This window comes from Microcoleus sp. B7-D4, assembly GCF_036705125.1.
GTDB lineage: Bacteria > Cyanobacteriota > Cyanobacteriia > Cyanobacteriales > Microcoleaceae > Microcoleus.
Genome location: NZ_JAUBTT010000044.1, coordinates 1 through 26,182, shown reverse-complemented (window position 1 = coordinate 26,182; position 26,182 = coordinate 1). Strand labels below are relative to the sequence as shown.

The window sequence follows — 26,182 nt, the reverse complement described above, 5'->3', positions numbered from 1 at the left end:
GAGCTTATTTTGTAAAAGTTGTCAACTATCTTGAGGAGCAGGAGTTCAACGTGAAGGGAGAAGATTCAATTGCAGGCTTGGGGGCAACCCTTTGGAACGCACTTTCTTTGAATGGCAATTTTTACGAAAAAACTCCCTACACTCGCAGAACTAAGCGGATAGCTTTAACAATTGTAATTTTAGCTGCGCTGTCCCGCGTGTTGGGCAGCGCTGTCATTTTGTTAATCAATCGAACTGAGCTATCAGTGTTATTTTTAGCACTTTGGATAGATGGTTTGGCAATCGCGGGGGGTTATTATTTTTGGACTTTCACTATCTTTAAAATCGGAGAGTGGCTGAAGCAGGGGCACGTAACTTATGGGGAGTTGTTGGTTCCGATCGGCTTTGCTTACGCGCCCCAAGTGCTGAATTTCTTAACACTAATTCCCTTGCTGGGAGAAGGAATTGAGCGGATATTAGCTGTGTGGAGTTTGCTAGCTGTAATTGTGGCGGTTCGCCAAGGTTTGGATATTCAAACTCGCTGGGCGGTGTTAATTTGTTTTGTGGGTTGGCCGTTGATTCAAATTGCGATCAGCTTTGTGAAAGTAATTGAACAGTTGCTTTCACGATGGCTTTAATTCATCAATACGGCAGCAGTATAGTAAACTCGCTGCCCTCTCCGGGTTCCGACTTGCCAATTAACTTTCCTCCATGTTGTTCTACCACAATTTGATAACTGATAGACAATCCCAAACCAGTCCCCTTACCTACCTCTTTAGTAGTAAAAAACGGGTCAAATATTTTACCCAATACCTCCGAACTCATCCCCACACCATTATCTACAATGCGAATTGCTACTTGATTTCCTTCGGCGACTTCAGTGCAAATCTGAATTGTCGAGTCAAATTCTTTCCCTCTTTTTTCGCGAGACAAAGCATCAATAGCATTAGTCAGTACATTCATAAATACCTGATTAATTTCTCCCGGATAGCAGTTCACTAAAGGCAAATTGCCGTACTCCTTGAGCACTTGAATATCAATTAATTTGTGATCCAAAATCATCAACGTGCTGTCGATACCTTCGTGGAGATTAACCCATTTTCTATCTGATTCATCTAGCCGAGAAAAGTTTCGCAGCGACAGCACAATATCGCGAACTCTCGCAGCGCCCACTCTCATTGACTCTATCATTTTAGTGAAATCAGTCATCAAAAAATCTAAATCTATTTGCTCTGTTTCATAGACTATTTCTTGCACTGGATTTGGGTAATTATTTTGGTATAAACGTAGTAAATGTAGTAAGTTTTCAGCGTATTCATTGGTGTAATATAAATTTCCATAAATAAAGTTAATCGGGTTATTAATTTCGTGAGCAACTCCCCCTACCACTTGCCCTAAACTGGACATTTTTTCACTTTGAATTAGCTGCAATTGAGTGTGGCGAAGTTCTTCCAATGCAGTATGCAATTTCTCAGTTCTTTGCGCTACTCGCGTTTCCAGAATAGTATAAAAACGGGCATTTTCTAGAGAAATAGCTGCTTGTGCAGACAATATTCCCAAAATTTCTAGCCTGTCGCTAGTAAAAGCACCTTTGGTTAAATTATTTTCTAAATAAAACATTCCCGTCAGGTTGCCTTGATGGATAATTGGCAATACCAGGATAGATAGGGGTTGATTGGTCGCAATATACGGGTCAAATTGGAATTGATCGGATCGGGTAGCATCGTCTAAAACCAAGTATTGTTGGGTTCTTTCTACATAGTTAATTAAGGAAATGGGCAGAATCTCAGATTCGGCAATCGGGAGAGATTGCAACAGAGTTACATCATTAAACTCACCTGTAAGTCCAGCTTCTATGAAGAATTGATTACCTGTCTTGGCAATAAATAAGACTTTTTGAGCGCCTGCATTTTCCTTCACAAGCTGTACGAGTTTCTCTAGCAAGCGGCTGAGGATAATTTCGCTCGAAACAGCTTGAGATGCTTTGACAACAGTTGGTAAATCCAGCACCAAACTATTGTTGATAGTAGTTGTGGCAGTCGTGACAACATTTTTATATATTGCTTCTTGATGACGCTCAACTAAATAATGATAACGGGATTCTAAGTATTTAACTTTTGCTATAGCTCCCCAGCGGATGTAGGCATAATAAGCTTTTGTCACATAAGTTCGAGCAATTATCTCTTTATCCCAAGATTGATAAAACTCTCCCGCTAATTCATAGGCTAATGCTTCTTCTTGGATGTAACCGTTAGCAGCCGCTCCTTTAATAGCTAAGTCATAATAATCCATAGCTGCAAGTTTATCGCTGAAAAGTCGAGCTTTCTCAGCTTCAACTAACTCGTACTTGTGCTGATAATTCATGGGTGCATGGTAGGCCCACTTTTTCATAATTTGCTGATTAGAGTTAACAATAGCTAGGTATGCTTCTTGATTGTCACTGTCAGGATAGTGAGCGAGGAGGGCCAGCGAATAGTAGAAATTGTGTACCCCAACAGTGATTAAGCCGATCGCCCCATCTGCGTATTCTGCCGCTAATTTACCGCTGGCCACAGCCGCAGCATAATCTTTAAGTAAATAAAGCAGCATCAATTTAGCAACATAAGCTGCAAACAGCGACATTCGATTATTTTCTTTCTGCCAACGCGACATCACAGCAGGTTCATCCAACCTGTCGCTAACTAATCGTACTTGCTCTGCTGTTTGGCTTCTTAAGCTTGAAGCAAGTAATTGCCAAATCTTAGCATAACCTATGGCAAATTCGTGTTTATTCTTTATCAAATAATCCATATAAATGCTTTGTTTTTCCGTGACATATTCTAGCGGTTCTCCAACCATAAATAAATTAGTAATATAGTGCTTAGAATTATAAATCGCCCATTCTACATCACCACTTTCCAAACCAAAATTCCTTCCTTCTAGAAAGGAAGCAAGTGTATTTTTAGTAGACTCTTTCCATATTCTGATATGACCATTAAACATTACATAAACCTTAGCTTTCTGTTGGCTAGCATTAAATTGTTCTAGCAGCTTTAAAGCGATTAGCCCAGCGTAGTAGCCAGCTTCGATGTCGCCTTCGATGCCGCACAGCATCATTCCATAAAGAGTATAAGGAAAAGTGGCTAATGCTGAATGACCGCGATCGATACAAAGATTGACCATAGTCAAGACGAGGGAGGAGACAATTTCTGGTTTGGCAATATAAGCAGGAGGATAGAGGGCTGTCAGGATTTCCATAGCTGCCAGTTGATAAGGATCTGTCATAACTGGCAGGTTCTCTAATTCCTCAATTCGCGGCAATTTTGGCACTGCAATAGTTGGGCTGTCTAAGAGGTTTATTCCCAGCATTTTCAGCACTTCTAGACCAGTTTCAACAGCTTGTAGCATCTGGCTTTGAGCCTGATAAAATATGATTTTTAGCTGATACACTTTCACTATGTCAAGCTGGTTTTTAGCCGATCGCAAAACCACTTCTGCCAAATTTTCTGCTTGCTGGAAGTTAGTGTTTAAATATTCCGCTTCCAGCGTCTCTACATACAGCCGCAGCGTCATGCTATAGTGGCGTTCCCAGCTATCCGGTGCTAATAAGGAAATTCCCACATTCAAATACTTAACAGCGGGTTCATAAGCGTTAGCTGCTTTTGCCTTATGTCCAGCAATTAAATTTAATTCGGCTAATTCATCTTTTTCTGATTGCCTGGTGAGACAATCAATTCCTACATTCAACTGGTTGATAATATCAAAAATTCTCTCTTCTACTTTATCGGCGGGCGTATTTTTCAACAGCAATTTACCGATGCTAAGATGAGTGGCTTTCTTTTCATCATCAGGAATCAGCGAATATGCAGCTTGCTGGACGCGATCGTGCAAAAAATTATAACTGATTCGCGAAGAATCGAAAGTTAAATTAACTCCGGCTTCTCCATCTAAAAATAAAGGAATGAGGTAACTCTCATTCAATGGAAGTATTAACCCCGCTTGCAAAGCATCCCAGAGTTCAGTCGCAGTGACTGACGGAGATTTTTCGTTGACAGTAGATAGAACATCTAAAGTGAATTTGTCCCCAACACAAGCCGCCAATTTCAAAACTTGTTGTGTAGTCTCTGGCAACTGTTGAATCCGACTGGCTACCAGTTCAACTACACTCTTATCTATGATGCCAATAGCGTGAATATCCTCAATGTTCCACTGCCACTGCCCTTTTATTCCGGGAGACAGCAGCCCGGTAAAGTCAAATCTCAAAAGTTTTTCTTGATAAAGAGTGTTGAGCAATTGCGTCAAGAAAAAAGGATTGCCACCACTCTTATTCCAAATTAACTCCGCTAAAGGTTGAATTCTTTCTGAGTCATTCAATGTCTCAGAAATCAACTCAGTCACCTGGGCTAAAGAAAGAGGTTCCAGAACTAAATTGTTGAGAATAATCCCCGTTTCTTGAAGGTACTCTACTGTTTGCATTAAAGGATGTGTAGAGCTAACTTCATGGTCTCGATAGGCTCCAATTAATAGTAAATATTTGCTATCTGGGTCAGTCGCCAGCAATTCCATTAATTTCAATGTCGCTGAATCTGACCACTGCAAGTCATCGATAAATATGACTAAGGGATGCTCTTTTCGCGCGAATACGTGGATAAATTCTTTGAATAGCCTGTTAAAGCGGTTTTGTGCTTCTGTGGGGGGAAGTTCCGCAACCGCAGGCTGTTTGCCAATTACCAATTCTAGTTCGGGAATCACGTCAATAATTACTTGTCCGGCATCGCCTAGTGCGGCTAAAAGTTTATCTTGCCAATCTTGTAATTTTTTGATATTTTCCGTAAGTAACTGCTGGATCAAAGATTGAAAAGCTTGAATTAAAGATGCGTAAGGTATATTCCGCTGGAATTGGTCAAATTTACCTGAAATAAAATAACCCCGCTGTCTGGTGATGGGTTTTTGAATTTCGCTAACTACGGCCGATTTCCCTATACCTGCATAACCAGAAACTAGAATCACTTCAATTTGGGAAGGGGAAGAATCTTCGTCGCAAGGATTAGCTACACGTTCAAATGCTGCCAATAGTTCGCTGACTTGTGTTTCCCGCCCGTACAATTTTTGAGGAATCAACAACTGACTCAATATATCTAAGTTTCCTGGCGTAAAATCGACTATCTTCCCTGTAGTTTCTAACTGATATAAACACATTTCTAAATCGGCTAACAAGCCGCCGGCTGTTTGATATCTATTTTCGGCATTTTTAGCCATTAACTTCATCACAATTTGTGAAATTGCTGGTGGAATGTCGGAATTAATTTGCTCCGGCAAAATTGCTTGAGAAGCGATGTGACTGTAAACTATTTCTAAAGGGTCGTTGCTCATAAATGGCAATTGACCTGTCAGCATTTCATATAAAGTGATTCCTAGAGAATAAAAGTCGGTGCGGTAGTCGAGGGTGCGGTTCATTCTCCCGGTTTGTTCGGGAGACATATAAGCAAAAGTACCGACTATAGAGTTAATATTATTTATTTGGGGATTTTCTTTGGACAAGCGTGAAGCAATCCCGAAATCTGTCAGTTTAATAATTCCTGTTGCGCTGTGTATGATGATATTGCTTGGCTTAATATCTTTGTGAATAATTTTTTGAAGGTGCAGATATTCTAAGGCTTTTATGAGTTGGATGCCAAACGTCAAACAGGTGATGACTTCGAGCTTTTGTCTCGACAGGAGGCGATCGAGAGATTCGCCCTCAAAGTCTTCTAAAAGCAAGCCGAGACGGTTGTCAAAGGTTTCTAGGCTAAGGACTTTAACTAGGCCCGGATGGTCTAAATGTTGGCGAATGCGATACTCATGCTTGATCCGGGTAATTGCATCAAGGGTGGGATATTCAGCTTTCAGGATTTTGAGTACGGTTGTATCCTGGTGGGTGGGGATTTTTCCTCGATAAATAATTGTTTCGATACCTTCGTGGAGAGTGGAGTGGATTTGGTATTGCGAGAGAAATTGCATGGAGTTCTGCAGAGAGTTGAAAATATATGTGATTCTAGTCTGTGTTCGCTGTTGACTGTGGGCTGTTGGCTGACGGCACTACCACCCTCAACCGTCAAAAGTCTTGACATGGCAACTGTTATATGCTTCATTCAACCATGTACTTAGGCAAACAAAAATCAAGCTTAATTTACTGGAACAAGAATATGATTTATACATAACAATGATATTATTCATGCAATCAAGCCATTTTGCTACTATTATTCTCAATTAATATCCGATCGACAGCGGACGGCAACCACACCCCTACTATTCGGGTCTCCCCACTGTCCCTACCTCCTTAGCAAGATACATTGTTAAAGAAGGAAATACACAAAAATTTACATCTATAATTTGTGTAGTGTTCCAAATCGCTCCTCACCAGCAGCGATACAGCCCTCGCCAAGACAGTAGGATAGAAAAAATATGTTTGAACGCTTTACAGAACAAGCCATTAAAGCAATCATGCTAGCCCAAGAGGAAGCGCGACGCCTCGGTCACAATTTTGTAGGCACCGAGCAAATCCTCCTGGGACTCGTCGGCGAAGGCACTGGCATCGCTGCAAAAGTATTACTGGATATGGGCCTCAACTTGAAAGAGGCGCGCAATGAAATCGAAAATATCATCGGTAGAGGTTCCGGGTTCCTCCCGCCAGAAATTCCTTTTACGCCCCGCGTCAAGCGCATTTTTGAGACGGCGCTGAACGAAGCGCGGCAGTTAGGCCACAATTACATCGGCACCGAACACATCCTGCTAGGGCTGATTCAGGACGATGAAGGGGTGGCGGCGAAGGTGCTGCAAAACTTGGGGATCGATCGCCAGAGAGTCCGCACCCAGGTAATTCGTGCCGTGGGAGAAGTCGCGGCGGTACCCGGAGGCAGAGGAGATAGCGGCGATCGCAAAATCCCGACTTTAGAAGAATTCGGCACAAACCTCACCAAGTTAGCAGCAGCCGGCAAACTCGATCCCGTAGTGGGCCGCGAAAATGAAATCGAGCGCGTGATCCAAGTGCTCGGCCGCCGCACGAAGAACAATCCAGTGTTAGTCGGCGAACCGGGAGTCGGCAAAACCGCCCTCGCCGAAGGCTTAGCCCAGCGGATTGTTAATAGAAACGTCCCGGAAATTTTAGAAGACAAACAAGTAATCAGCCTCGATATGGGTTCGCTGATTGCTGGTACAAAGTTCCGAGGCGAATTTGAAGAACGGCTGACGAAAATCATGGCCGAAATTCGTGCTGCCGGCAACATCATTCTGGTAATCGATGAAATTCACACCTTAGTCGGTGCAGGCGCAATTCAAGGTAGCATGGACGCTTCCAATATGCTAAAACCAGCCCTTGCTAGAGGCGAATTGCAGTGTGTTGGCGCAACTACCTTGGACGAATATCGCAAACACATCGAGCGCGACGCTGCCTTAGAACGGCGCTTCCAACCGATCAAAGTCGGTGAACCGAGCGTGGCTGAAACAATAGAAATATTGTACGGGTTGCGATCGGCTTACGAACAGCATCACAGACTGACAATTTCCGACGCAGCTTTAGAAGCAGCGGCCACACTGTCAGACAGATACATTAACGATCGGTTTTTGCCAGACAAGGCGATCGACTTAATTGACGAAGCAGGTTCCCGCGTCCGCGTGATGAATTCACAAACCCCGCCCGAAGTTAAAGAACTCAAAAAGCAACTGCCTGCAGTAACAAAAGAAAAAGATACAGCAGTGCGCGAGCAAGACTTCGACAAAGCTGGAAAATTGCGCGATCGCGAATTAGAGATTGAAGCCGAAATCGCCGAAGCTACGATCAACAAAAGCCAACTCAAAACTTCTCCCATTGTCACCGAAGAAGACATCGCCCACATCGTGGCTAATTGGACGGGAGTACCAGTCAGCAAGCTGACAGAATCCGAATCGGAATTGCTGCTGCACATGGAAGACACGCTGCACCAGCGCTTGATCGGTCAAGAAGAAGCTGTCAGCGCAGTTTCTAGGGCTATCCGCCGCGCGCGGGTAGGCTTGAAAAATCCGAATCGCCCGATCGCCAGTTTCATCTTTTCCGGCCCCACAGGCGTCGGCAAAACGGAACTTACAAAAGCCCTAGCAACATATTTCTTCGGTTCCGAAGAAGCCATGATTCGGTTAGATATGTCCGAATTCATGGAACGCCACACGGTTTCCAAACTCATCGGTTCGCCTCCGGGTTACGTCGGCTACGACGAAGGTGGCCAACTAACAGAAGCAGTCCGGCGCCGTCCTTACACAGTCATCTTGTTCGACGAAATCGAAAAAGCTCACCCAGATGTCTTCAACATGATGCTGCAAATCTTGGAAGACGGCCGCTTAACTGATGCTAAAGGTCGGACAGTAGACTTTAAGAATACACTGCTGATCATGACATCAAACATCGGTTCGCGAGTAATTGAAAAAGGCGGCGGCGGTCTCGGTTTCGAGTTTGCTGACAGTGCCACAGACGTTCAGTACAACCGCGTACGCAGCTTGGTAAACGAAGAACTGAAACAGTTTTTCCGTCCCGAATTTATCAACCGCTTGGATGAGATTATCGTCTTCCGCCAGTTGAACAGGGAAGAAGTGAAGCAGATTGCGGACATTATGTTGCAGCAAGTCTTCAGCCGCTTAACCGAACAGGGTATTACTTTGTCGGTGACAGACCGGTTCAAGGACTTGTTAGTTACAGAAGGCTACAATCCCAGCTACGGTGCTCGACCTTTGCGCCGCGCAATCATGCGGTTGTTGGAAGATGTACTGGCTGAGGAAATGCTGTCTGGGAAGCTGAAAGACGGCCAAAAGGCGATCGTTGATGTGGATGAAAACGGTCAGGTTAAGGTAGTACCCGATGGTTCATCTGAGCCGAAATTGCCCGAATTCGCATTAAGCCATTAATGCACTCTAAAAACGGATAAATACTGTTGATTAAAAACCCGGTTTCTCGGAGAAGCCGGGTTTTTAATTAAATGAAACCCGTTTAAAAAAAGCAACTTTAGGCAAGCTCCAAATCCTTATATAATCAGTCATATCAAATTCGGTAGCATCGGAATTATTCCTCTCTGTATTCTCTCCCTCTGCGTTCTCTGCGCCCTCTGCGGTTAAATCATTCAGATACAACCGATATCTTGCACCCTTCTCAAGTAGCCATTTATGAACAGGCCATATGCCTGTTCCACAAGAACATTGAATTTTTGTGGAACAGGCATCTTGCCTGTTCTTGAGAATGGTGCAAGATATGAGATACAACCGGAAACGATATCATTCCCAATTATAAAATCTAAAATGGTATGAGTTATGACTCTGTTATCCCAACACATTATCTACAGCAATTTCTACATCTGGAAAAGCTAGAATTGATAAAACCTGACCCCGCTGAAATCTTTGAATATTTTGATATCCCAAGGGAGAAGGTTCGCGATAAACTACTACACATTGCTCGTTAATATCTACCAGCCAAACTTCTACAGTATTGTCTTCCGCATAAAGAGGAATTTTGATAATTCTGTCAGTTTCAGCGGTTGCATCCGCTACTTCCACAATTAGTAAAATATCCTCAGACTGAGGATGTCCCGATTCGTAAAAATCATCGCGCCGCCGCAGTAAAGAAATATCCGGTTCAGGTTCCGAGCGATCGTCCAATTCTACCGGATCTTGAACTCCAATGGTTACTCTCGATAATAAGCAGATATAGAATAACTCTGTCAGACGCTTGACATGAGATGTATGCCTTCTACCGACGGCGGCCATTTGAACAATTTCTCCTCGAATCAATTCAACTTTATCATCTTTTGTCAAGATGCCAGATTCAATCATCTGATGATATTCTTTTACTGTGAACAGGCGCTTCATAAACTGAGTTGTCATAATTTATTTATTTGGCGCTCCTTTTAGTTGCCCTTTTTCTGTTTCATCGCCTTTGCTGCTTTCACAATCTCAAATCGCGGCGCAAAAAAAGGAATTTTTACCTATTGATCTTAGTTTGCTTTTAAGGTATATTTTAGATAATGGGAGTAGTAACTTAATTTTTAAAATTGCCACTATTTCCATTATTAAATAATACAGTGTCAAGCTAACAGTGTCAAGCTTTTTACCCAAAAAAAAAGGGCGATTTTTCAAAAGTTCATCAACAAATAATCATAGGGTTAGGGTTTTGGTAAACCCACCCTAACCACCCAACAAAAGTTGATTAAGGGAAAATTTAATCCCACGATTGCAATTGTACAACCCAATGCTGCACGACAGCAGAAATGCGATCGCGCCGCGTTTCAAAAGTAGCAGCAATCCAGATAAACGCAATGCCAAAAGCCAAACCCATTGCCCATTTAATCAGCGGATAATCGAAGATTAGAACCACCAACTGATAGAAAACATTGATTAAAAAAATTCCCGTTCCCACAAACAAAAACGCCCGAACTCGCAGCGCCAAACCCGCTGCAATAGCCGCCAAACTAAAAGCCCCCGCAACTAAACCGTGGTTTTGCTGAGTAAAAAGAGGCATCCCGCAAATCAGCGCAGTGGCGAGCATTCGCAGAGTGTGGCGCAGCGGTTTTTCTGCTGGTAATTTGAGAGTGCCATCGAACTGAGCAATGTAAAGTAAAGAAAGTCCTAAAGGAGTAACATAAAACTCTGGCTGAGTCAATCCTATTTGCCAGAACCACCGCAGCATTATCCAGTCAATTATCGCCACACTCACATAGGTAAAACGGGCTTCCTCCCTTTCCCAAGCCAGGAAAAAATAGAAGGTAGCAGCTATCAGCAAGCTAATCGGATAAAACTTAGCCGGACTTTCCAAAATAGTAACTATTGGAATCAGCGAAGCAATTACCTGCCAAGGTTTTTTTGACCAACCCCAGTTGTCCCAAGGCAAAATGTAAATGAAATAGGCAAATAGAGAAGCGAGGGCAACTTTCCAAGGCCCCAGCGGCCCGGAAATATACTTAACTAAAGGCGTATTGATCCAATAAAGCCGGAGGCCAAAGGCTTCTACCCAGCCCAAGTAAATCCAAATTTCTGCCCATTGGCGATCGAGATTATTTCGCCCTTGCAAGAAAGCATATTGAACTAATAAAGCACCAGTGACTAATCCTAAAGTTAAGCCGGATTTAATATCATTCACAGAAGCCCAAATCAGCAGCAAACTGCTCAAAACCCAGTGCAGGTGAGCAAATATTTTTAACTCTGCATTAGTTAAATGTAAATAATTGCTGAGCCAAGGAGATAAAATGCGATAGATATATGTTAAAGTTGTGCCGAGAGTTGCCAGGACAATTAAGCCATCTCCAAGAGTTCCTCCTGGTGTTTGAAAAAGTCTATAGAGTAGCGATTCGTAAGCAGCAACGGAGACGCCAATTAATCCCAAATAAACCAAAGGTTTGAATTCTGGTTCCCGCCTACCAATGCCGATCGCAATTAAAGACGCACCCAACACAGTTAAACCAGTCCAATTCGCAAAACTGTGCGATCGGAAAGTTAAACCCAATACGCCGTAAACCAAAGGTATAAAATGAATGCTAGGTAAATTTGTTCGATCGCGGTGGCGGCGCCGCCACCAATCCCCCAACAATTGCGTAAACAATCCGAGAGCAATATTAGCAACTGCCAAATTAATCGTAGTGCGATCGACAAAACTCAAACCCACTGCTGTCAATAACTCCAAACTCCAAGCCAAAGCATAAATTGCCAGAGGGGAAAGTTGCCGTAAACTTCGGAAAATAATCGCAGCCATTATCACCAAAATAGCAGCCAAAACTTCAGTAGAGGGCGGGAAAGTCAAGCTACTGGCTGCGTAGAGTTCATAGGAATAAAAAGTAATAGTTGTTAACAGTAAGCCGGCGAGTAAGATGGCCCACCCATCTAAAGCTCGATCGTAAATTTCAGCTAATTGAGAAGACTCAGGTAAACGGCTGGAAAAACGAACAATCATGCTGCGAAGCAACCACAGACACAAAAGAGCGATCGCCCCGGCAATTCCCCAATCCCAACCCGACACAAAACCTAATTGATCGATCACCGCAGCTACGAAACTCAAGCCAAACCCCACTCCAATCGCAGCCGCTGGTATCTCGACTAAATAGTAAGTATTGACCAACATTAATCCGGCGGCAACCCCCAAACCAATTAACCGATATCCCGGAAAAATAAAAATTAGAAATTGGGCAAATATTAGGGCGATCGTACTAAAGGTACTGGCAACTTTTTTGTGAGGAACCTCAGTATATTTAGCAACAGTAGTCAAAGCCAAAGGAGTCGCCAGCCAGAGCAACCTCCACTGAGGGCGATAAGTGGCAGTACCCGCAATCACATAATTTTGCAACAAGATAAAGCTAAATCCTGCTAATACTAAGCCCAGATACCAGGAACTTTGGAACCATGCAGGATGCCAGCGAAAAAAGGCAGAGCTTTCTCGGAAATTGGCCGCTTTCATACCGACAAAAAATACCCATTCACTCGCCATGAATATTAATAATATTGCAGACCAAATATTTGGTGTCAGGTTTGGGAAAAATAAGTCAATTGCCGATGCGATCGCACCTAAACCCATAATGTGAGTTAGGGGAACCAAAATTGCCGGATTTCCCGGTTGTTCAGCCGCAGAAGCCTGCCTCGAAACTCGCCGGGAATTATCGGGAATTACGTATTTCCAAGTGATCCAACCTAAAATTAAAGTAGAGACTAATAAATTGAGCGATCGCCAAAACGGATTGACAAAACTAATAACAGTTAAAGCACTCCCCAAAGCGAGAGCAAGGTTTTCGCCAAAACTGGCAAGTTGAAACTTTCGCTTGCGGTAGAGCCACTGCGCTGCACTTACCATTAAAATTAAATAAGGCAACAGCAGAACACCCCAAAAAGCCCAAGGAGTTTCCTGAGAGTTTGTAAGCTGAGTTAAAAATGCGGCAACTTGTGTTTTAATCCCTAAAGGAAGCACTCGCCAAAACAGCCAAATACTCTGAAGTCCCACCGCCTCCAGCATTACCAAATCAAACTCTTGCCAAAACCGCACTAAACGGTTATAAAAAAACCAAACAGCCAATCCGCTAACTGCGATCGCCTGTAGCGGAATGTCGCGAAAACAAACCAGGTATCCCAAACCCAACAAACCCATTCCCGCTAATTGCCATTTAAAAAAGTTGCTGGGATTTGGCTGGTCGGATATATTGTTTTCAATAGTCCCAGATTGCCGGGGTTGCTGCCAATCCAGCCATGCTAAAAGCACGCCACAAATCGCCAAAGCTAAACCCATTTCAGCGATATTTACATCCTTGACAAATATCGCTCGACTCAGTAAAATTCCTAACGAATAAGCTACTAAAGCTGCTTTTTTGTAAGTCAGAAAATCTCTGCTCAAACTGAAAGCAGCGGGGAATGTTTCAGTATTTCCCCCACGTTGGATAGATTGCAATCGTTGTTGCTGAACTTGATAAACTGTAGTAGCAGCAGTCCCCACTGTACCCACATAAACCGCAGTAAGGGAAAAGCCTGCAAATGCCCACCAAGAGTGCAAATAACTCAATCCCAAGTGATTTAGGGCGATCGAGCGAGTGATGTTTTTTCCTGAAAAGCTTTGATATTGATATTTGATAATCCGGGCAGTTATCCAAGTCAAAATAAGTGCCGCTGCGATTGCTACCGCCCAATCCCAAGGATACCGCCACAATCCAAAAGTATCCATCGCCCAAAAATTGATCGGCACTAGCAACAGCGTCACTTCTTGCAAAGTTTGAGCAGTCAAGTGCAAATTCTGCTGTCTGTTTGCCCAACTGCTAATCGCCCAAAAAGTTAAAGTATAAGCTAACAAAACTCCATATTGTCCGGCGGCAGGAAATCTTTGCCACTGACTGGCAGCTAAGACTCCAGAGGAGACAACTACCATGAACACTCCTAAAAATAACAGCCACACCACGCTAATTTCTGCCATTAGTGAGTGCAAAATTTGAGCGATAAAATTAGGGGTTTGAGTAGTTTCTGTGGGCCTAGCAACGCTTTCTCTGCTGCTAGGTACTGCTTTTTGCGTTGATAAGGCAGGTACTTTTGGCTCGGCAATAGGAGCGATCGGGTTTTCAATTTCAGAAAAATCTACAGCGGGCTCTCTGATTGGGCAGACTAAATACTGTCGGCACAATTCCTCAACCTCAGCGGGCGAAAGTAAACCTAGCCGCAGCCACGCATCTAAACCTGTCAACAACTCAGGATGCGACGCTAAGACGCTCAATTCAATTTTGCTCGATCGATCTTTGGGAGACGACATTGGCTTAAACTTGTACTAAGTACCTTCCAGCTATAGCCTAGATTAATGTCGAGCGAATATGGCAAAATACCGCCATCGCAATTGGCACAATAAGTATTTATAACTAAAGAGCTGTATCAACCAGTGTCAACCGGTGAAAAAATACCGCTGATGGGCCTAAACCAGCGTGCATCAGCGGTGAAAAACTCCAAATTAGGACACAGCAGCGGTGTCCTTACCGATCGACATATTGCAGCAAAGTGTCTACACTAGCATTGTGGTCTATGAAAGAAAACAAATGTTTGAAGAGGAGTTTTCCATCTGCACCCAAAACAAACTGAGCCGGCAAAGGAGCACCTAAAGCCTGACCGACTTGATAAGCCCGAAACACTTTACAGCCTGGATCAGAAAGCAGAGGCATTTTCAAGCCTAAATCTCTAACCACAATTTGGCTTTGGCGATCGTCGGTACTGGCAATCATCAATAATTCTATATTGCGATCGGCAAATTTTTCCCAGTTTTCATTCAAAGCTTTAATGTGAGGAAAACAGAAAGGGCAATATTGCTTTTCAGTAAAAATCCGCGTAAAAGCCAGGACTACCGGCTTATCGCCCCGATAATTCGACAGCCGCACCAATTTGCCATTATTAATATCCGGCAATTCAAAATCTGGCGTCATCTGTCCCAGCTTCAGAACATTACTCGCCGGAACAGGCAATAAATTTTGGAAAAACCGCTCATTTAACAAGCCGCTAAAATTAGTAGAAGTCAGCATATTTCCTAATTGGGTAATTGCTAATTGCTAATTGGTAATTAAAAATCCGCTTAAATAAATGCCTCTGCGGGTACGGGCACGGCAGCGCCGTGTCCGTACAAATATAATCTGCTTAAACCGCAGCAAAGAATACCTTAGACTTGACAGGATCGGGAGTCATGGTCTTGTCACCGGGCTGCCAGCCGGCGGGACAAACTTCATCGGGGTGAGACTGGACGTGTTGGATAGCTTGCAGAGTACGGAGAGTTTCGTCCACGTTGCGGCCGAAGGCAAGATTGTTGATAGTAGAGTGTTGGATGATGCCTTCTTTGTCGATGATGAACAGACCTCGGAGGGCAATGCCTGCTTCTGGGTCGAGGACGTTGTAGGCCGAACTAATTGTTTTTTTGAGGTCAGCCACTAAGGGATAGTTGAGGTCGCCAACACCGCCAGATTTGCGGTCTGTTTGTATCCAAGCGAGGTGAGAGAATTCACTGTCAACGGATACGCCGAGGATTTCGGTATCGATTTTCTTGAAGTCCTCGAAGCGATCGCTAAATGCTGTAATCTCAGTTGGGCACACAAAGGTGAAGTCCAAGGGGTAGAAGAACAGGACTACATACTTTTTGCCTTTATAGTCTGACAGTTTAACTGTCTTGAATTCCTGATCCACTACGGCTGTTGCTGCGAAATCGGGTGCAGCTTGACCAACCCGGAGGCATTCACTGGTCATAGATTTTGTTTCCTTTTTTACGAACTGTTACAAATATATCATACTCATAACGACTACAAGTATCTTCTCGATCGATAAAAAAAAGACGCTCTCAAATTTGAGAGCGCAGTTTTTTTGATTAAATAATGGCTCAGGCGGGATTTGAACCTGCGACCTTGGGCTTATGAGTCCCCTGCGCTAACCACTGCGCCACTGAGCCAAATCTACTTCACGATTTACTATCGTAGCACGGTAGGGCTAGCTATGTCTGGTTTTTAAACAACACTATTTCTAATAACTTACCGTAAAAGTTATGAGTTTTGCTAATCCTTCAAAACCCATAACTTCCGACCAGTCGTTACCGAGAAGCGCTGGACGCATCATCGTCGGGCAGAAAAGCCATAGGGTTGATAGCACCCTGTCCGGCGGGATGAATTTCAAAGTGCAAGTGCGGCCCGGTACTAAAGCCGGTGCTGCCCATTTCTGAAATCTGTTCGCCTTGAGCGACTCTCTGACCCTTTTGCACCAAAATTCGGCTGTTGTGGGCATAGACCGTCTCAGTGCCGTCAGGATGGGTAATTTCCACCAGATACCCGTAGCCGCCGTCGTTCCACTGAGCATAGGTAACCACCCCGTCTGATGCTGCCACAATTGGCGTGCCGATCGGCCCTGCAATATCAATTCCTTTGTGCATCCGTCCCCACCGCCAGCCGTAGCCGGAAGTAAGAACGCCCTTAGACGGCCAAATAAACCCCTTCGCCGACTGTTGTTTGCCGTTAGGCAGATAGGTATCAGGGCTCGAAAGCGGAGGCAGTTCTGGAGAAACCATGCGTCCCAAAGACGGGTTGCTTAGGGGGTCGTAAGCCTCAGATCCCAAAGGAGCAGTTGCTACCATAGGCCCCTGCCCAGCAGAGGTCGGCGTCAGGTCGATCGGTTGCAGTTCCGCTGCGCGAGCGGGGTCTAAACGCTCTTGCTGCTGCTTCTGAACCTGCTGGGACCAGGCTCTCGATGGCGGTCTGCTGATTTCATTCTGCACCGCCTCAGCATAGTCGGGGGTGTAGAGATATGGATTGACACTTGGCATATCCTCAGACGGGTTGACCGAGGGCCCGTCATTTGGAGCCAGGGACACCGCATTTGCGCCGATCGAATTGCGCGAGGCACGATATTCCTCTCGCAGCCTGACCACTTCTGCCCTCAAGCGTTCGGAATAAGGGTTGAGAGCTTCTGCGGTAGGGAGAGCCTCTGAATTCGACTCTGGTACAGCGCTAGTAGGAGCGGCATTTAAACCCTGGGCGCTAGTATTTGCCACGAAGCTGAGCGGCTGCGGGTATTCTCCCGTAGCGATGGCGGTAGCAGTGGCACTGGCTGGTCCAGGCAGGGCACTGGTGTCAACTGCACCTGTAAATGTTGGTTCCCCTTGAAGATCCAGCTTCCGTGGATCGCTAATGGTTTGGGAAACTTGAGTCAGCGGAATGCTGTTAATTTGGGGAACCATCGGCGCTGAAATATTGTTCAGACCTTCCAGGTTCTCCAGGGGAGAGACAACAGGCACTTTGGGCGCGGGTGCTGCAACGCCAGCACCGGCTATTTCCGAGGTAGACGAGCTGGGGTTCAAAGATGCGGGAACCGAACTCGCCGCCCAGACAGATGTAGAGTTGGAGGCAGAATAAGAGGCTGCCGCCTGCACCCCTGGATTTTTCAACCCCACTTGGGGAATTTTGAGCCGTTGATTGACATTCAACAAGTTGGGGTTGCCGAGCTTGTTGACGGAGATCAGATCTTTGGGCGATACGCCGTGACCTTTGGCGATCGCATCTACCGTATCTCCCGGACGCACGCTGTAGAGAACCTCAGCCGGCCGGGCGGTACTTCCCGCAGGGGGGACTAGCACAGCCGAGGGCAAACTGGGTGTTGCCAAAGACTGTTCAATTGACTCGAATGCTCGATCGGGCGATGCTGCTTGACCTCCCCCGGAATTGGGAAGTACAGGTGTGGCATCGAGGTCAGGAATAGTTGTCCCTGTTGCATATCCGGGGGATGTCAGCGTCGGTGCTGACTCCGGCAAAAATGCCGCAGATGTAGATAAATTTGCTCCCCCCTCCGACCCGAACATAGTTCGACCCGATTCTGTGGTGCGGTTTTCCTGTTTTTTCAAACTGTCGATCGCCCCGTCTGCATTGGGGATGTCGATCGAACTTTGTTCCGGTACCGTCGTGACCAGCGGGGTCGCTGCGGTTGATGGCAGCGCTGTCATGGCTGCACTATCCGGCTCGGAGCCAGTCAGATTTAACTCTTGTTCGGGATTGACCGTCGCTGCGCGCTCTAGCGAAGCCGATGTGCTATAGCCGGCGTTCTGTTGTGGTGTGGCTTCCGTCGCAGTCGGAACTCTTAGCTGTTGGCCAACTTGGAGGATGGTATCGGGTTTGATGTCGTTGGCAGTTGCTAGTGCCAAAGGTTCAACTTGATAATCCTGAGAAAGCTCCCAAAGGCTTTGCCCATCCTGCACCTTAACCGTCGCCGGCTCAGAAGGTGCTCCTGGCTGTTCGGCCCTGGAACCGTCCACTTGTGCGGACGTAGTGGGCCCGTTGGCCGATACTTGCTGTACTTCAGCGGTGGATTCAGATGTCGGTGCGAGTTCAGACGCGCGAGCGCTGTCTCCGTTTCTCGGTAGCAGGATGCCAGAAGCACCTACCGATATTGCCAGACCGATCGTGGCGAGAGAGCGAACTCTGCCTGTGCTGAGCGTTGTCTGTTTGGATGGTTCCGCAGAACCGTCTCTGTCGATTTCACTAGCCTGAACAGGCTTAATTTGGGGATATGTTCGTTTCAAAAAAACGACCTCCTACTGAGAAGCGCTAACTGTCCTTGGAAACACTCAAGGGGATCGCATGACGCTGAATTTAAATCAACAAGCAAAAATATTCTGATTGTTGACAGCTATCATGCTTAGGCCAGATTACCTTGCTTTTTAAATTTAGACAAGCTCAAACCGTCAGAAATTTTAAAATTCTCGGTCAAACCTGCTGCAATTAACCCCACAAGCCTTACACCGCAATAGCTGGAACGAAGACATAAATTTTGCGTTCCGGTAAGGCATAGGACTCTCACCTATTATCAGACTTTAGGCTAATTTCCGGACAACCTACAACCGTATATTTACTAGATATAGTGTTCAGACCTAAGCTGGTGCTCGCTGACGCCCTAAATCGCTAAAATTATTTATTTTTGTTGCTGAATCCTCTTGCAGTCATTTGGTGTTGCTGATAACAATCTGTTTTTGAATGAATAAAATATATTAATGTCGGCTATCTAGATTTTCACCCCTTTGATACAAATTTCTTATATTTAAATGCAGCTTTGGCAGCCTCCGGCAGCTATTAAATATCTATATATTTATGTGTTGATAATGATTTATCCCAGCTCCCCCAACTGTCGTTTAGCCTCAAATAAACCCACAGCGGCGCTGACGGAGAGGTTCAAACTCCTGACTCCAGGCTGGCTCATCGGGATAAAAACTGTGGCGTCGCAGGCATCCAAGACGAATTGGGGAATGCCTACAGTTTCCGAGCCAAACATCAGCCAGTCGCTGGGCTGAAATTGGAATTCGGCGTAATTGCATCGCCCGCCAGTGCTGAATCCGATCGCTCGTCCCCCGCGCTGCTGCCGATAGGCCAGAAAAGCCGCTAAGTCTTCGTGGCACTGGAGATTGACGTAGGGCCAGTAATCTAAGCCTGCCCGTTTCAGGTAGCGATCGCTAATTTCAAACCCCAGCGGGCCAACTAAATGCAGTTCCGTGCCTGTGGCAGCGCAAGTGCGGGCGATATTGCCAGTATTCGGGGGGATTTGCGGGTGAATCAAGACAAGTTGGGGCATGAAGCTAATTAAAAGCGAAAAATACAGCTCTTGGGAAATTTATAAAACTACCCACAGGTAGATATACCTTATAGCTTTTATTTATAACCTTTGTCGAGCTCCATTGATTAAATATTCTGATTGGTTTTTGGGAGGTGCTCTGCAACTTTTGACAATTCCCGCATCCAGGATACCCGCCACGTGATTCATTCCGAAAGCAGACTCAGGACCCAGAAACAAAAAACCTGTATCCGATGAAACTTGCCGAACGTATTTATCTCGCGCAAGTCAATCTAAAATCTAAAATCTAAAATCTAAAATCGATTGACCGGGAGGTTCGGGCTATTTGTATTGGCTGAGTACGCATAGCCAGGGGCTAGTGAAAGCCCCCGTTATAATAACCGCCGATACTTCAGGCAACTAACTGGGCGCACAAGTTATCTTCTAGCTCCCATTCTTGGTGAGCCATCCCCTGAATCCCTTGCAGAATAATACTGCGGGTGTCCGAACCGCCCTCGTGTAGCTTTAACCACTGCTGGGCCGTGTTGCCTTCCCGGAGAATCTTTTTCAGTGGCGATAGAAAGCAACTAAAGCCGCGTTTTTTGGCTATAGGCCACACTTCGCGGTAAATTTCCTCAATCCAATCTCGTGCCAGAATAGTTCTGCCGTCTTGCCAGTGGGTAAGTTCGGCATCCAAACTTTGCCGGGATGCAGCAATTTCGTTGGCGTCTGTGAGGGCAACTAAGTCTTCGTTGCGGGTGGCCGCCGACAAGGTGCTGAGTTCTAAAGGGTCTAAGCTGGGGTCTTCCATCATCTGCCAAATGCGAGCTTCTAGCAAGGCAGTGATGGCTAACAAAGCCAGAGGATTGACCTCGAGGTCGCAAATTCTCAGCTCGAGGCGGTTGAGACAGTAGGGGCGACGATCGCCATTTGGTCGCACTGCAGACCACAAATGGCGGACGTTTTGCATAGTACCGAGTTCTAGCTGTTCTTCAGTCCACTGAATGTAATGCTTGTGACTTTCAAACAGGGGGACGATGGCGGGAGTTTTGGGAAACAAACCCCACCGAGTGGAATGATAGCCCGTGACTTCGCCGTCGAGGAAGGGGGAAGAGGCGCTCAAGGCAAGGTACAGCGGTGCTTCGACGCGGGCGAGGCGGATGGCGCGCATCAGCATTTCTGGTTGGGAGATGCCGATGTTGATGTGAATGCTGGCGGTGACGACTTTTGTGCCGTAGGTTTGCTCGATGTAGGTGTGGTAAGGGTTGTTGGGATCGGATCTGTAAAATCGATCGCTCCCTCCGAGAGACAAGGTACTTCCCGGCAGCAAGGTATAGTCGCCCAATTGTTTGAGATACTCGCGCAGCCGGACTCGCGGCTTGACTAAGGCGCACAGCAGGCGATCGTAGCTGCACAGCGGGGCGGTCGTGTACTCCACATTGCGGCTATCAGGCTCCCGCACAAATCCCTCTAGATCGGCAACTATGCGATCGGAGAGACCGACAACCTCACCTTCGGGAGTGCCGGTATACATTTCTACTTCAAAGCCTTTTGATAGCAGCACGTTTATTCCTCAGCTAAGTTGAGTGCTAGTTTCTAGTATCCCAAAAATTGACCTGTTCATCACAAATTTGGGTAGAAACCCCGTCCTTTTAGGACGGATTTATATTAGAATGTAATTGGTCAACGACCCACCCGAGACGATGGATCAAACAGCCTATACGAGCGAAGTTCAGCCCGAGGTGCTGGCGGCGAAGCAAAATCGGTAGACCGGGATGCATAGGATAGGGCAATGGAAGTCTAACCCTAGAATCAAACCTACGAAGAATTCCGTTTGGTATTCGACACGTAAAAACCGCAGGGCTTGCGGGGTTAGTCTGTGGAGCGAACATAAGACCAAAACTCTTTGAGGGTGGAGGCAGTTGCCAAGAAGCAGAAACTTAAGTCGCGAGGCTTAAGAATCACCGTACCTTCACGTCGGTGAGTATGTCAAACTATCTTCCACGGAGCAGAGTTGAAATTTTTCGCCACTGGCACGGAAACCGGGTTTTTCGGCGCCAGCTTTGTTTGAGCTTTTGTTTCCTAGTTGGGGGCCTGCCAGGACAAATACTCCCCTGGCAAAGAGTTTCCGAGGCGGTTTTAGAGTCAGAAAGGCTGTTTGTTCGATCGCGCTTGTGTTTGATTCGGTATTGGGGGCGATCGAACTTATGGTGAAGAGAACCCACCCCTGCCCCAAACAGCAGTGATAAAGCACTGCTTGCTGCCTTCATCCTTCTCCCCTGTGGCTTCCTCCTTATTTTTACCCGATCGGCTTCGCCGAAGAGATCCCTCTTCCTTCTACCTTCTTTCTTCTATCCGTTACACAATCCGTTGCCGAACTTCCTTCTATCCGTTAAATCCGTTACACAATCCGTTGCCGAACTTCCTTCTTCCTTCGACATCTGTTTTCTGCCTTGAGGGGGATAGCCACAGATATATCTTGGGTGCCATTCTAAAAGAGGGCTCTGCAATATTTTTGAGCTATTATTAACCCCTAAAAATCCCTGTGAAAGAGCAAGAAAGAACCCCTCCCAATTTTTGGAATATGCTAAGCAATTTAGCCTTAGTCCGGTTTTTGCTTTTATTTGCTTCAGGTTGGGCTGGACTGCAACTTTTAGCTTACTTTGAAACAGCAGTCGCGGTTTTCACTATTGCGGCACTCGTGGCTTTTTTGCTTAACTATCCGGTGCGAACTCTCCAGAGATTTTTACCGCGAAGTTTAGCTGTCGCCTTCGTTGTCTTGCTCACCATTTTAGTTTTTGGCGGTCTCACCGTCACCGTAGGCGTCACTCTTTTATCTCAAGGGCAGCAATTAATTGACAGCATGACTGAATTTGTGAATGCTTTAGCGCCTCTGTCCGAGCGCCTCGAAGCATTCCTGCGGGCGAGAAACCTGCAAGTTAACCTGCGAGTTATTGAGGAACAACTGCGAAATCAAGCTTTGGCTGGAGTTGTATCGAGTATTGCTTTTTTACAAGTATTTTTAACCAATTTATTGAATTTAATATTAATTATGGTAGTGGCTTCTTTCATGTTACTTGATGGAGAGAGGCTGTGGCTGTTAGTTCTCAAATTTATACCCCGACACCTGCACAGGCGTTTAAGTGTAACAATAGAGAAAAACTTTTTAGGATTTTTTCAGGCACAAATCCTGTTAATGTTATTTTTGACAACAGCAAGTTTTTTAATCTTCCTGCTGTTAAATGTGAAATTTCCCTTGATTTTAGCCTTTATTATCGGATTGTTTGATTTAGTTCCAGGGATCGGAGCGACGCTGGGAATTAGCTTAGTTTGTTTTATTGTATTGTCTCAAAATGTGTGGCTAGCCTTAAAAGTATTGGCAGCTTGCATTGTTTTGCAGCAAATTCAAGACAACTTTATTCATCCGAGACTCATGCAAAATTCCCTTAACCTGAATCCGGTAGTGGTATTTTTTGCACTGTTAGTCGGGGCAAGATCGGCAGGACTTTTAGGTATATTTCTAGCTATTCCGCTAGCGGGAGTGATAGTTAGCTGGTTTGACATTGAAGAAATGCAAGCGGAAGGTTAATTGATGCAGCCCTCCTATTTTATATCAAATCCGGCTGGAAAATTCGGTTTTAACTTACCGACTAGAAGTCCCATGCTTCAAAAACTCTCCTGTGTCCAACGCGAAACTAAAAGTAAAAAGAAAAAAGCAATGTATGCTACACCTTACTGCGTACAGTTAATGAATAAATTGCAAGTCAGTAGGGAATCTTTCTTCTTCTGGTTCTGGATCATAAATGTAATCGCAGTCAAAACGCAGAGCTTGAGAGTGGCGGCTGATAGAAAATCCGCAATTACTCACCATTTCTGTAGTAAAAGTTGCCATGACTAACTCAATCAGCTTTCTGTAGGAAATGTTAGGCAGTTGAACGTAATAGGTGCGTCTGGCAAAAAAGATTCTCTCATCTTTCGGTAGAATTATGCCATTAATTCTGTGTGCATGTTGAATCGGCTTGATATAGGTTTCAATAAACTGCGACTGATTTTTTTGGAGTCTCGCTAATCTTTCGTGTTGCAACCAGCTCATTTGAAACACAATTTTAATAAATTCAAAGCCCAAAATGTAGTTAAAAACATTATTGCGTTCTTCTGTACTCAAGACGAAGCGGAGGGCCGATTCTAAATATTGGTCAGTTTCTCGCCGCGATTGTTGAGCTGAGTGGATATAAAATTGTTTAATGTAGCTCCTTAAATCTGATTCGTTTAATTGTTTTTTGACTCTAAATCTGATTAAATACTCTTTCACTCTGTGTAGAGTATCTACATCTTCAAACATTTTTGAGACTAAACCGTCGGCTGTATAATCATCTAAAAATTCTGCTTGCAAGTCGGGAGTAGATGCACACAATATGTAGCAGAGGGACAAGACATAGCGCCGTTGGTTCCAAGGCAAGCTTTCGGCCCAATCTTTAACTTCTACAGGGAGTTTTTGGAACACGGTATCAGTGTGGGGGAGTTGAGCAAGGTCGGCATATTTATGTTTTTGTTTAATCATTGCCTGAAACCTTATATTAGTAAGTATACAGAGTAATAGATCGCAGATGATGGGAGGGGGAAGCTGCGACGGCGGCTTGCAAGTTATTCTGTCTTATTTTCTTGCCATCTATCTAAATATACATTCTGTAGGGAACAGGGGGCGTGATCTGTCTCACACTTTAGCGAGTTTTAAATCACAAATGCTAGCTCTTCGCATCACATTTGGGGGCTCCGAGTGCCACCCGTAAAACTTCTTCACGTCACCGGAGCAACAGTGGGTTTCGTTGAGGATGAAGTCGGGTGATTCATAAGTTTTTGTTAGTAATGATTACTGAGATCAATCATGAACTTGACTACAAGTATTTTCCCGGAAAATCAGTGCAAAGACTTAACTTTTTGCAATGCTATCGTGCAACCAGTGCGACAGTGGCTCGATAGCATTGCAGTGGGAGAGCCACCAGTAACTCAGTGGTGTGCCAACTTATACCCGCAGGGTGTCATTGTGAGAGAGATATGTAGTTATTGGGACACCATTTTTTCCACATACCGCCTATGTGCAAGCTTAATCCTGTGTATGAGGAATTAATGGGGTTAAGCTTTCGCTCGCTCTCGTTTTTGGGCGGGGTCAGCCAGAACAGATACAAGTTTCCGACAAGAGTAGTGAGCAACCCAAAATTTTAGATCCTACTTCCCGCCTCCAGATGTATCTGTGGAGTAAATCTAAAATCTAAAATCTACTGAGGTATGCGGCGAATATCTAACCCTGTACTACTGATTGAGGGGTGTCATACCTCGATCGCCCATTGATATCAATTATTTATGGGGTCTATCGCTCTGGTAGTTGCCAGAGCCATAATTTAAGCCATAATTGTTGATAATATCAATGGATGCCTCTCGATAGGAGTGGGTATCCATCGTGGCGCTTAAGGTAAAAATAACATCAAACGGTAGCAGCAAAAACAATAACTATAAAAATAGTTTAATAATCTACGTGGGATCAGGGAAGTGGATATGTTTAACGCAACTGAACTGCTAATTAAGGCTTTTGTCAATCGGCTGATTGAAGGCTACCGCCACACTTACGGCGGGTTTAAATCTGACTATGGCGAGATTATTGCTTGGGTGGCAAGTATGGCTTTAGAAAATATAGCTAATAGCGATGCTCTTTACCATAATGTCGAACACACTATTTTAGTAACCTTGGTGGGACAAGAAATTCTGCGTGGGAAGCACATCCGCGAAGGGGGTGTTTCCTGCGAAGATTGGCTGCACTTCCACATTGCTTTGCTATGTCACGATATCGGGTATGTTAAAGGTGTTTGCAGGCAAGATAGGACTGATTTGGGACTGTATGCGACGGGAATAGGCGACCTGAAATTAACGCTGCCTCCGGGGGCGACGGATGCTAGTTTGATGCCTTATCATGTCGATCGCGGAAAAATGTTTATTGACGAGCGTTTTGGCGGTCACAAACTGATTGATGCTGAGCTGGTTAAACGTAATATTGAGCTGACTCGTTTCCCGGTTCCTACAGATGAAGATTATCAAGATACGGTAAATTATCCGGGTTTAGTTCGCGCTGCCGATTTAATTGGTCAGTTGAGCGATCCGCGATATTTGCAAAAGATTGCGGCGCTGTTTTACGAGTTTGAGGAGACTGGGCAGAATCTGGTTTTGGGCTATCAAAATCCGGGGGAGTTGCGGGATGGTTATCCGAAGTTTTATTGGAATGTGGTTTATCGGTATGTGAAGGATGCGATCGGCTATTTGGAACTGACGCAGCAGGGGAAACAAGTTGTTGCTAATTTGAGCGCGAATGTGTTCCGGGTGGAGCATTCTCAGGTTCCAGAGTCTGCGGTGGCTGTAGTTAGTTAGGGTTTGGCTGGATGTCGGGCGATGTTCTTTTTTCGGATAAGTAAGCCCACCTAAAAAAACAGAATATCCAGAGTCCCGACTTCTCCAAGAAGTCGGGACTCTAACAGAAGAATCCTTATGCAAGACAGAATTCAGCAATCCTGTTGATATTGAAGCGCTAAATCCAGGGTAAACGCATCTAAATTAATTTGACAAATACCTAAATTTGTGCACTACTAAATAACTAAAAAAACCTTCTAAA

14 protein-coding genes and 1 tRNA gene are annotated in these 26,182 nt (G+C 45.1%); 5 read left to right on the top strand and 10 right to left on the bottom strand.

Translation table 11 applies throughout. The annotated features are described in order from the left end of the window. Positions 1 to 50: 50 nt before the first annotated feature. Positions 51 to 617 carry a hypothetical protein gene (locus QUB12_RS18505; RefSeq protein ID WP_333307935.1) on the top strand — a complete coding sequence of 189 codons (567 nt, stop codon included), beginning with the start codon at positions 51 to 53 and terminating at the stop codon, positions 615 to 617. Between the two features lie 4 nt (positions 618 to 621). Here the strand turns inward: QUB12_RS18505 and QUB12_RS18500 are convergent, their stop codons facing one another. Next, complete coding sequence (locus QUB12_RS18500; RefSeq protein WP_333307933.1) at positions 622 to 5,958, bottom strand: AAA family ATPase; 5,337 nt, start codon at positions 5,956 to 5,958, stop codon at positions 622 to 624. Positions 5,959 to 6,402: 444 nt separating this feature from the next. On the opposite strand from QUB12_RS18500, the gene QUB12_RS18495 reads away from it, so the two are divergent. Next, the gene (locus QUB12_RS18495) at positions 6,403 to 8,871 is read left to right on the top strand and encodes an ATP-dependent Clp protease ATP-binding subunit (RefSeq protein ID WP_333307932.1); all 2,469 of its coding nucleotides are present in this window, start codon (positions 6,403 to 6,405) and stop codon (positions 8,869 to 8,871) included. 408 nt (positions 8,872 to 9,279) lie between these two features. Here QUB12_RS18495 and QUB12_RS18490 read toward each other — a convergent pair whose 3' ends face one another. The 8 genes from QUB12_RS18490 to gshA all read right to left on the bottom strand — a co-directional run bounded on the left by QUB12_RS18490 (position 9,280) and on the right by gshA (position 21,088). Continuing rightward, complete coding sequence (locus tag QUB12_RS18490; RefSeq protein ID WP_333307930.1) at positions 9,280 to 9,840, bottom strand: Uma2 family endonuclease; 561 nt, start codon at positions 9,838 to 9,840, stop codon at positions 9,280 to 9,282. A gap of 334 nt (positions 9,841 to 10,174) precedes the next feature. Continuing rightward, a complete protein-coding gene (locus QUB12_RS18485) occupies positions 10,175 to 14,224 on the bottom strand; it encodes a hypothetical protein (RefSeq protein WP_333307928.1) in 4,050 nt (1,349 codons plus the stop codon). Positions 14,225 to 14,438: 214 nt separating this feature from the next. Further along, a complete protein-coding gene (locus tag QUB12_RS18480; RefSeq protein ID WP_333307926.1) occupies positions 14,439 to 14,978 on the bottom strand; it encodes a redoxin domain-containing protein in 540 nt (179 codons plus the stop codon). 112 nt (positions 14,979 to 15,090) lie between these two features. Beyond that, positions 15,091 to 15,690, bottom strand: coding sequence for a peroxiredoxin (locus QUB12_RS18475; protein ID WP_015178160.1), 600 nt, complete (start codon positions 15,688 to 15,690; stop codon positions 15,091 to 15,093). A gap of 126 nt (positions 15,691 to 15,816) precedes the next feature. After that, positions 15,817 to 15,889: transfer RNA gene (locus QUB12_RS18470), tRNA-Met, on the bottom strand. Between the two features lie 138 nt (positions 15,890 to 16,027). Beyond that, complete coding sequence (locus QUB12_RS18465; RefSeq protein WP_333307924.1) at positions 16,028 to 18,502, bottom strand: peptidoglycan DD-metalloendopeptidase family protein; 2,475 nt, start codon at positions 18,500 to 18,502, stop codon at positions 16,028 to 16,030. Positions 18,503 to 19,083: 581 nt separating this feature from the next. Next, the gene (locus QUB12_RS18460) at positions 19,084 to 19,545 is read right to left on the bottom strand and encodes a tRNA (cytidine(34)-2'-O)-methyltransferase (RefSeq protein ID WP_333307922.1); all 462 of its coding nucleotides are present in this window, start codon (positions 19,543 to 19,545) and stop codon (positions 19,084 to 19,086) included. Between the two features lie 391 nt (positions 19,546 to 19,936). Further along, complete coding sequence (gene gshA / locus QUB12_RS18455) at positions 19,937 to 21,088, bottom strand: glutamate--cysteine ligase (protein ID WP_333143019.1); 1,152 nt, start codon at positions 21,086 to 21,088, stop codon at positions 19,937 to 19,939. A 981-nt stretch (positions 21,089 to 22,069) separates the two neighbouring features. Between gshA and QUB12_RS18450 the strand changes: the two genes are divergently transcribed. Further along, positions 22,070 to 23,113 (top strand): AI-2E family transporter, encoded by a 1,044-nt coding sequence (locus QUB12_RS18450; protein WP_333307920.1) that lies wholly within the window; start codon positions 22,070 to 22,072, stop codon positions 23,111 to 23,113. A gap of 156 nt (positions 23,114 to 23,269) precedes the next feature. Here the strand turns inward: QUB12_RS18450 and QUB12_RS18445 are convergent, their stop codons facing one another. Further along, complete coding sequence (locus QUB12_RS18445) at positions 23,270 to 24,085, bottom strand: cobyrinic acid a,c-diamide synthase (protein WP_333307918.1); 816 nt, start codon at positions 24,083 to 24,085, stop codon at positions 23,270 to 23,272. Positions 24,086 to 24,618: 533 nt separating this feature from the next. Between QUB12_RS18445 and QUB12_RS37610 the strand changes: the two genes are divergently transcribed. Together QUB12_RS37610 and QUB12_RS18440 are read left to right on the top strand one after the other, a co-directional pair. After that, positions 24,619 to 24,747, top strand: a complete 129-nt coding sequence (locus QUB12_RS37610) for a Mo-dependent nitrogenase C-terminal domain-containing protein (RefSeq protein WP_445300671.1) — start codon at positions 24,619 to 24,621, stop codon at positions 24,745 to 24,747. 330 nt (positions 24,748 to 25,077) lie between these two features. Continuing rightward, positions 25,078 to 25,941: an Npun_R2479 family HD domain-containing metalloprotein gene (locus QUB12_RS18440; RefSeq protein ID WP_333307916.1), complete on the top strand. Its 864-nt coding sequence runs from the start codon at positions 25,078 to 25,080 to the stop codon at positions 25,939 to 25,941. Positions 25,942 to 26,182: the final 241 nt, after the last annotated feature.

Bases quoted from the DNA above. Each gene is read 5' to 3' on its own strand.
- QUB12_RS18500 (WP_333307933.1), bottom strand. From the start codon at position 5,958: ATGCAATTTCTCTCGCAATACCAAATCCACTCCACTCTCCACGAAGGT.
- QUB12_RS18495 (WP_333307932.1), top strand. From the start codon at position 6,403: ATGTTTGAACGCTTTACAGAACAAGCCATTAAAGCAATCATGCTAGCC.
- QUB12_RS18490 (WP_333307930.1), bottom strand. From the start codon at position 9,840: ATGACAACTCAGTTTATGAAGCGCCTGTTCACAGTAAAAGAATATCAT.
- QUB12_RS18485 (WP_333307928.1), bottom strand. From the start codon at position 14,224: ATGTCGTCTCCCAAAGATCGATCGAGCAAAATTGAATTGAGCGTCTTA.
- QUB12_RS18480 (WP_333307926.1), bottom strand. From the start codon at position 14,978: ATGCTGACTTCTACTAATTTTAGCGGCTTGTTAAATGAGCGGTTTTTC.
- QUB12_RS18475 (WP_015178160.1), bottom strand. From the start codon at position 15,690: ATGACCAGTGAATGCCTCCGGGTTGGTCAAGCTGCACCCGATTTCGCA.
- QUB12_RS18460 (WP_333307922.1), bottom strand. From the start codon at position 19,545: ATGCCCCAACTTGTCTTGATTCACCCGCAAATCCCCCCGAATACTGGC.
- QUB12_RS18445 (WP_333307918.1), bottom strand. From the start codon at position 24,085: ATGATTAAACAAAAACATAAATATGCCGACCTTGCTCAACTCCCCCAC.
- QUB12_RS37610 (WP_445300671.1), top strand. From the start codon at position 24,619: ATGTGCAAGCTTAATCCTGTGTATGAGGAATTAATGGGGTTAAGCTTT.
- QUB12_RS18440 (WP_333307916.1), top strand. From the start codon at position 25,078: ATGTTTAACGCAACTGAACTGCTAATTAAGGCTTTTGTCAATCGGCTG.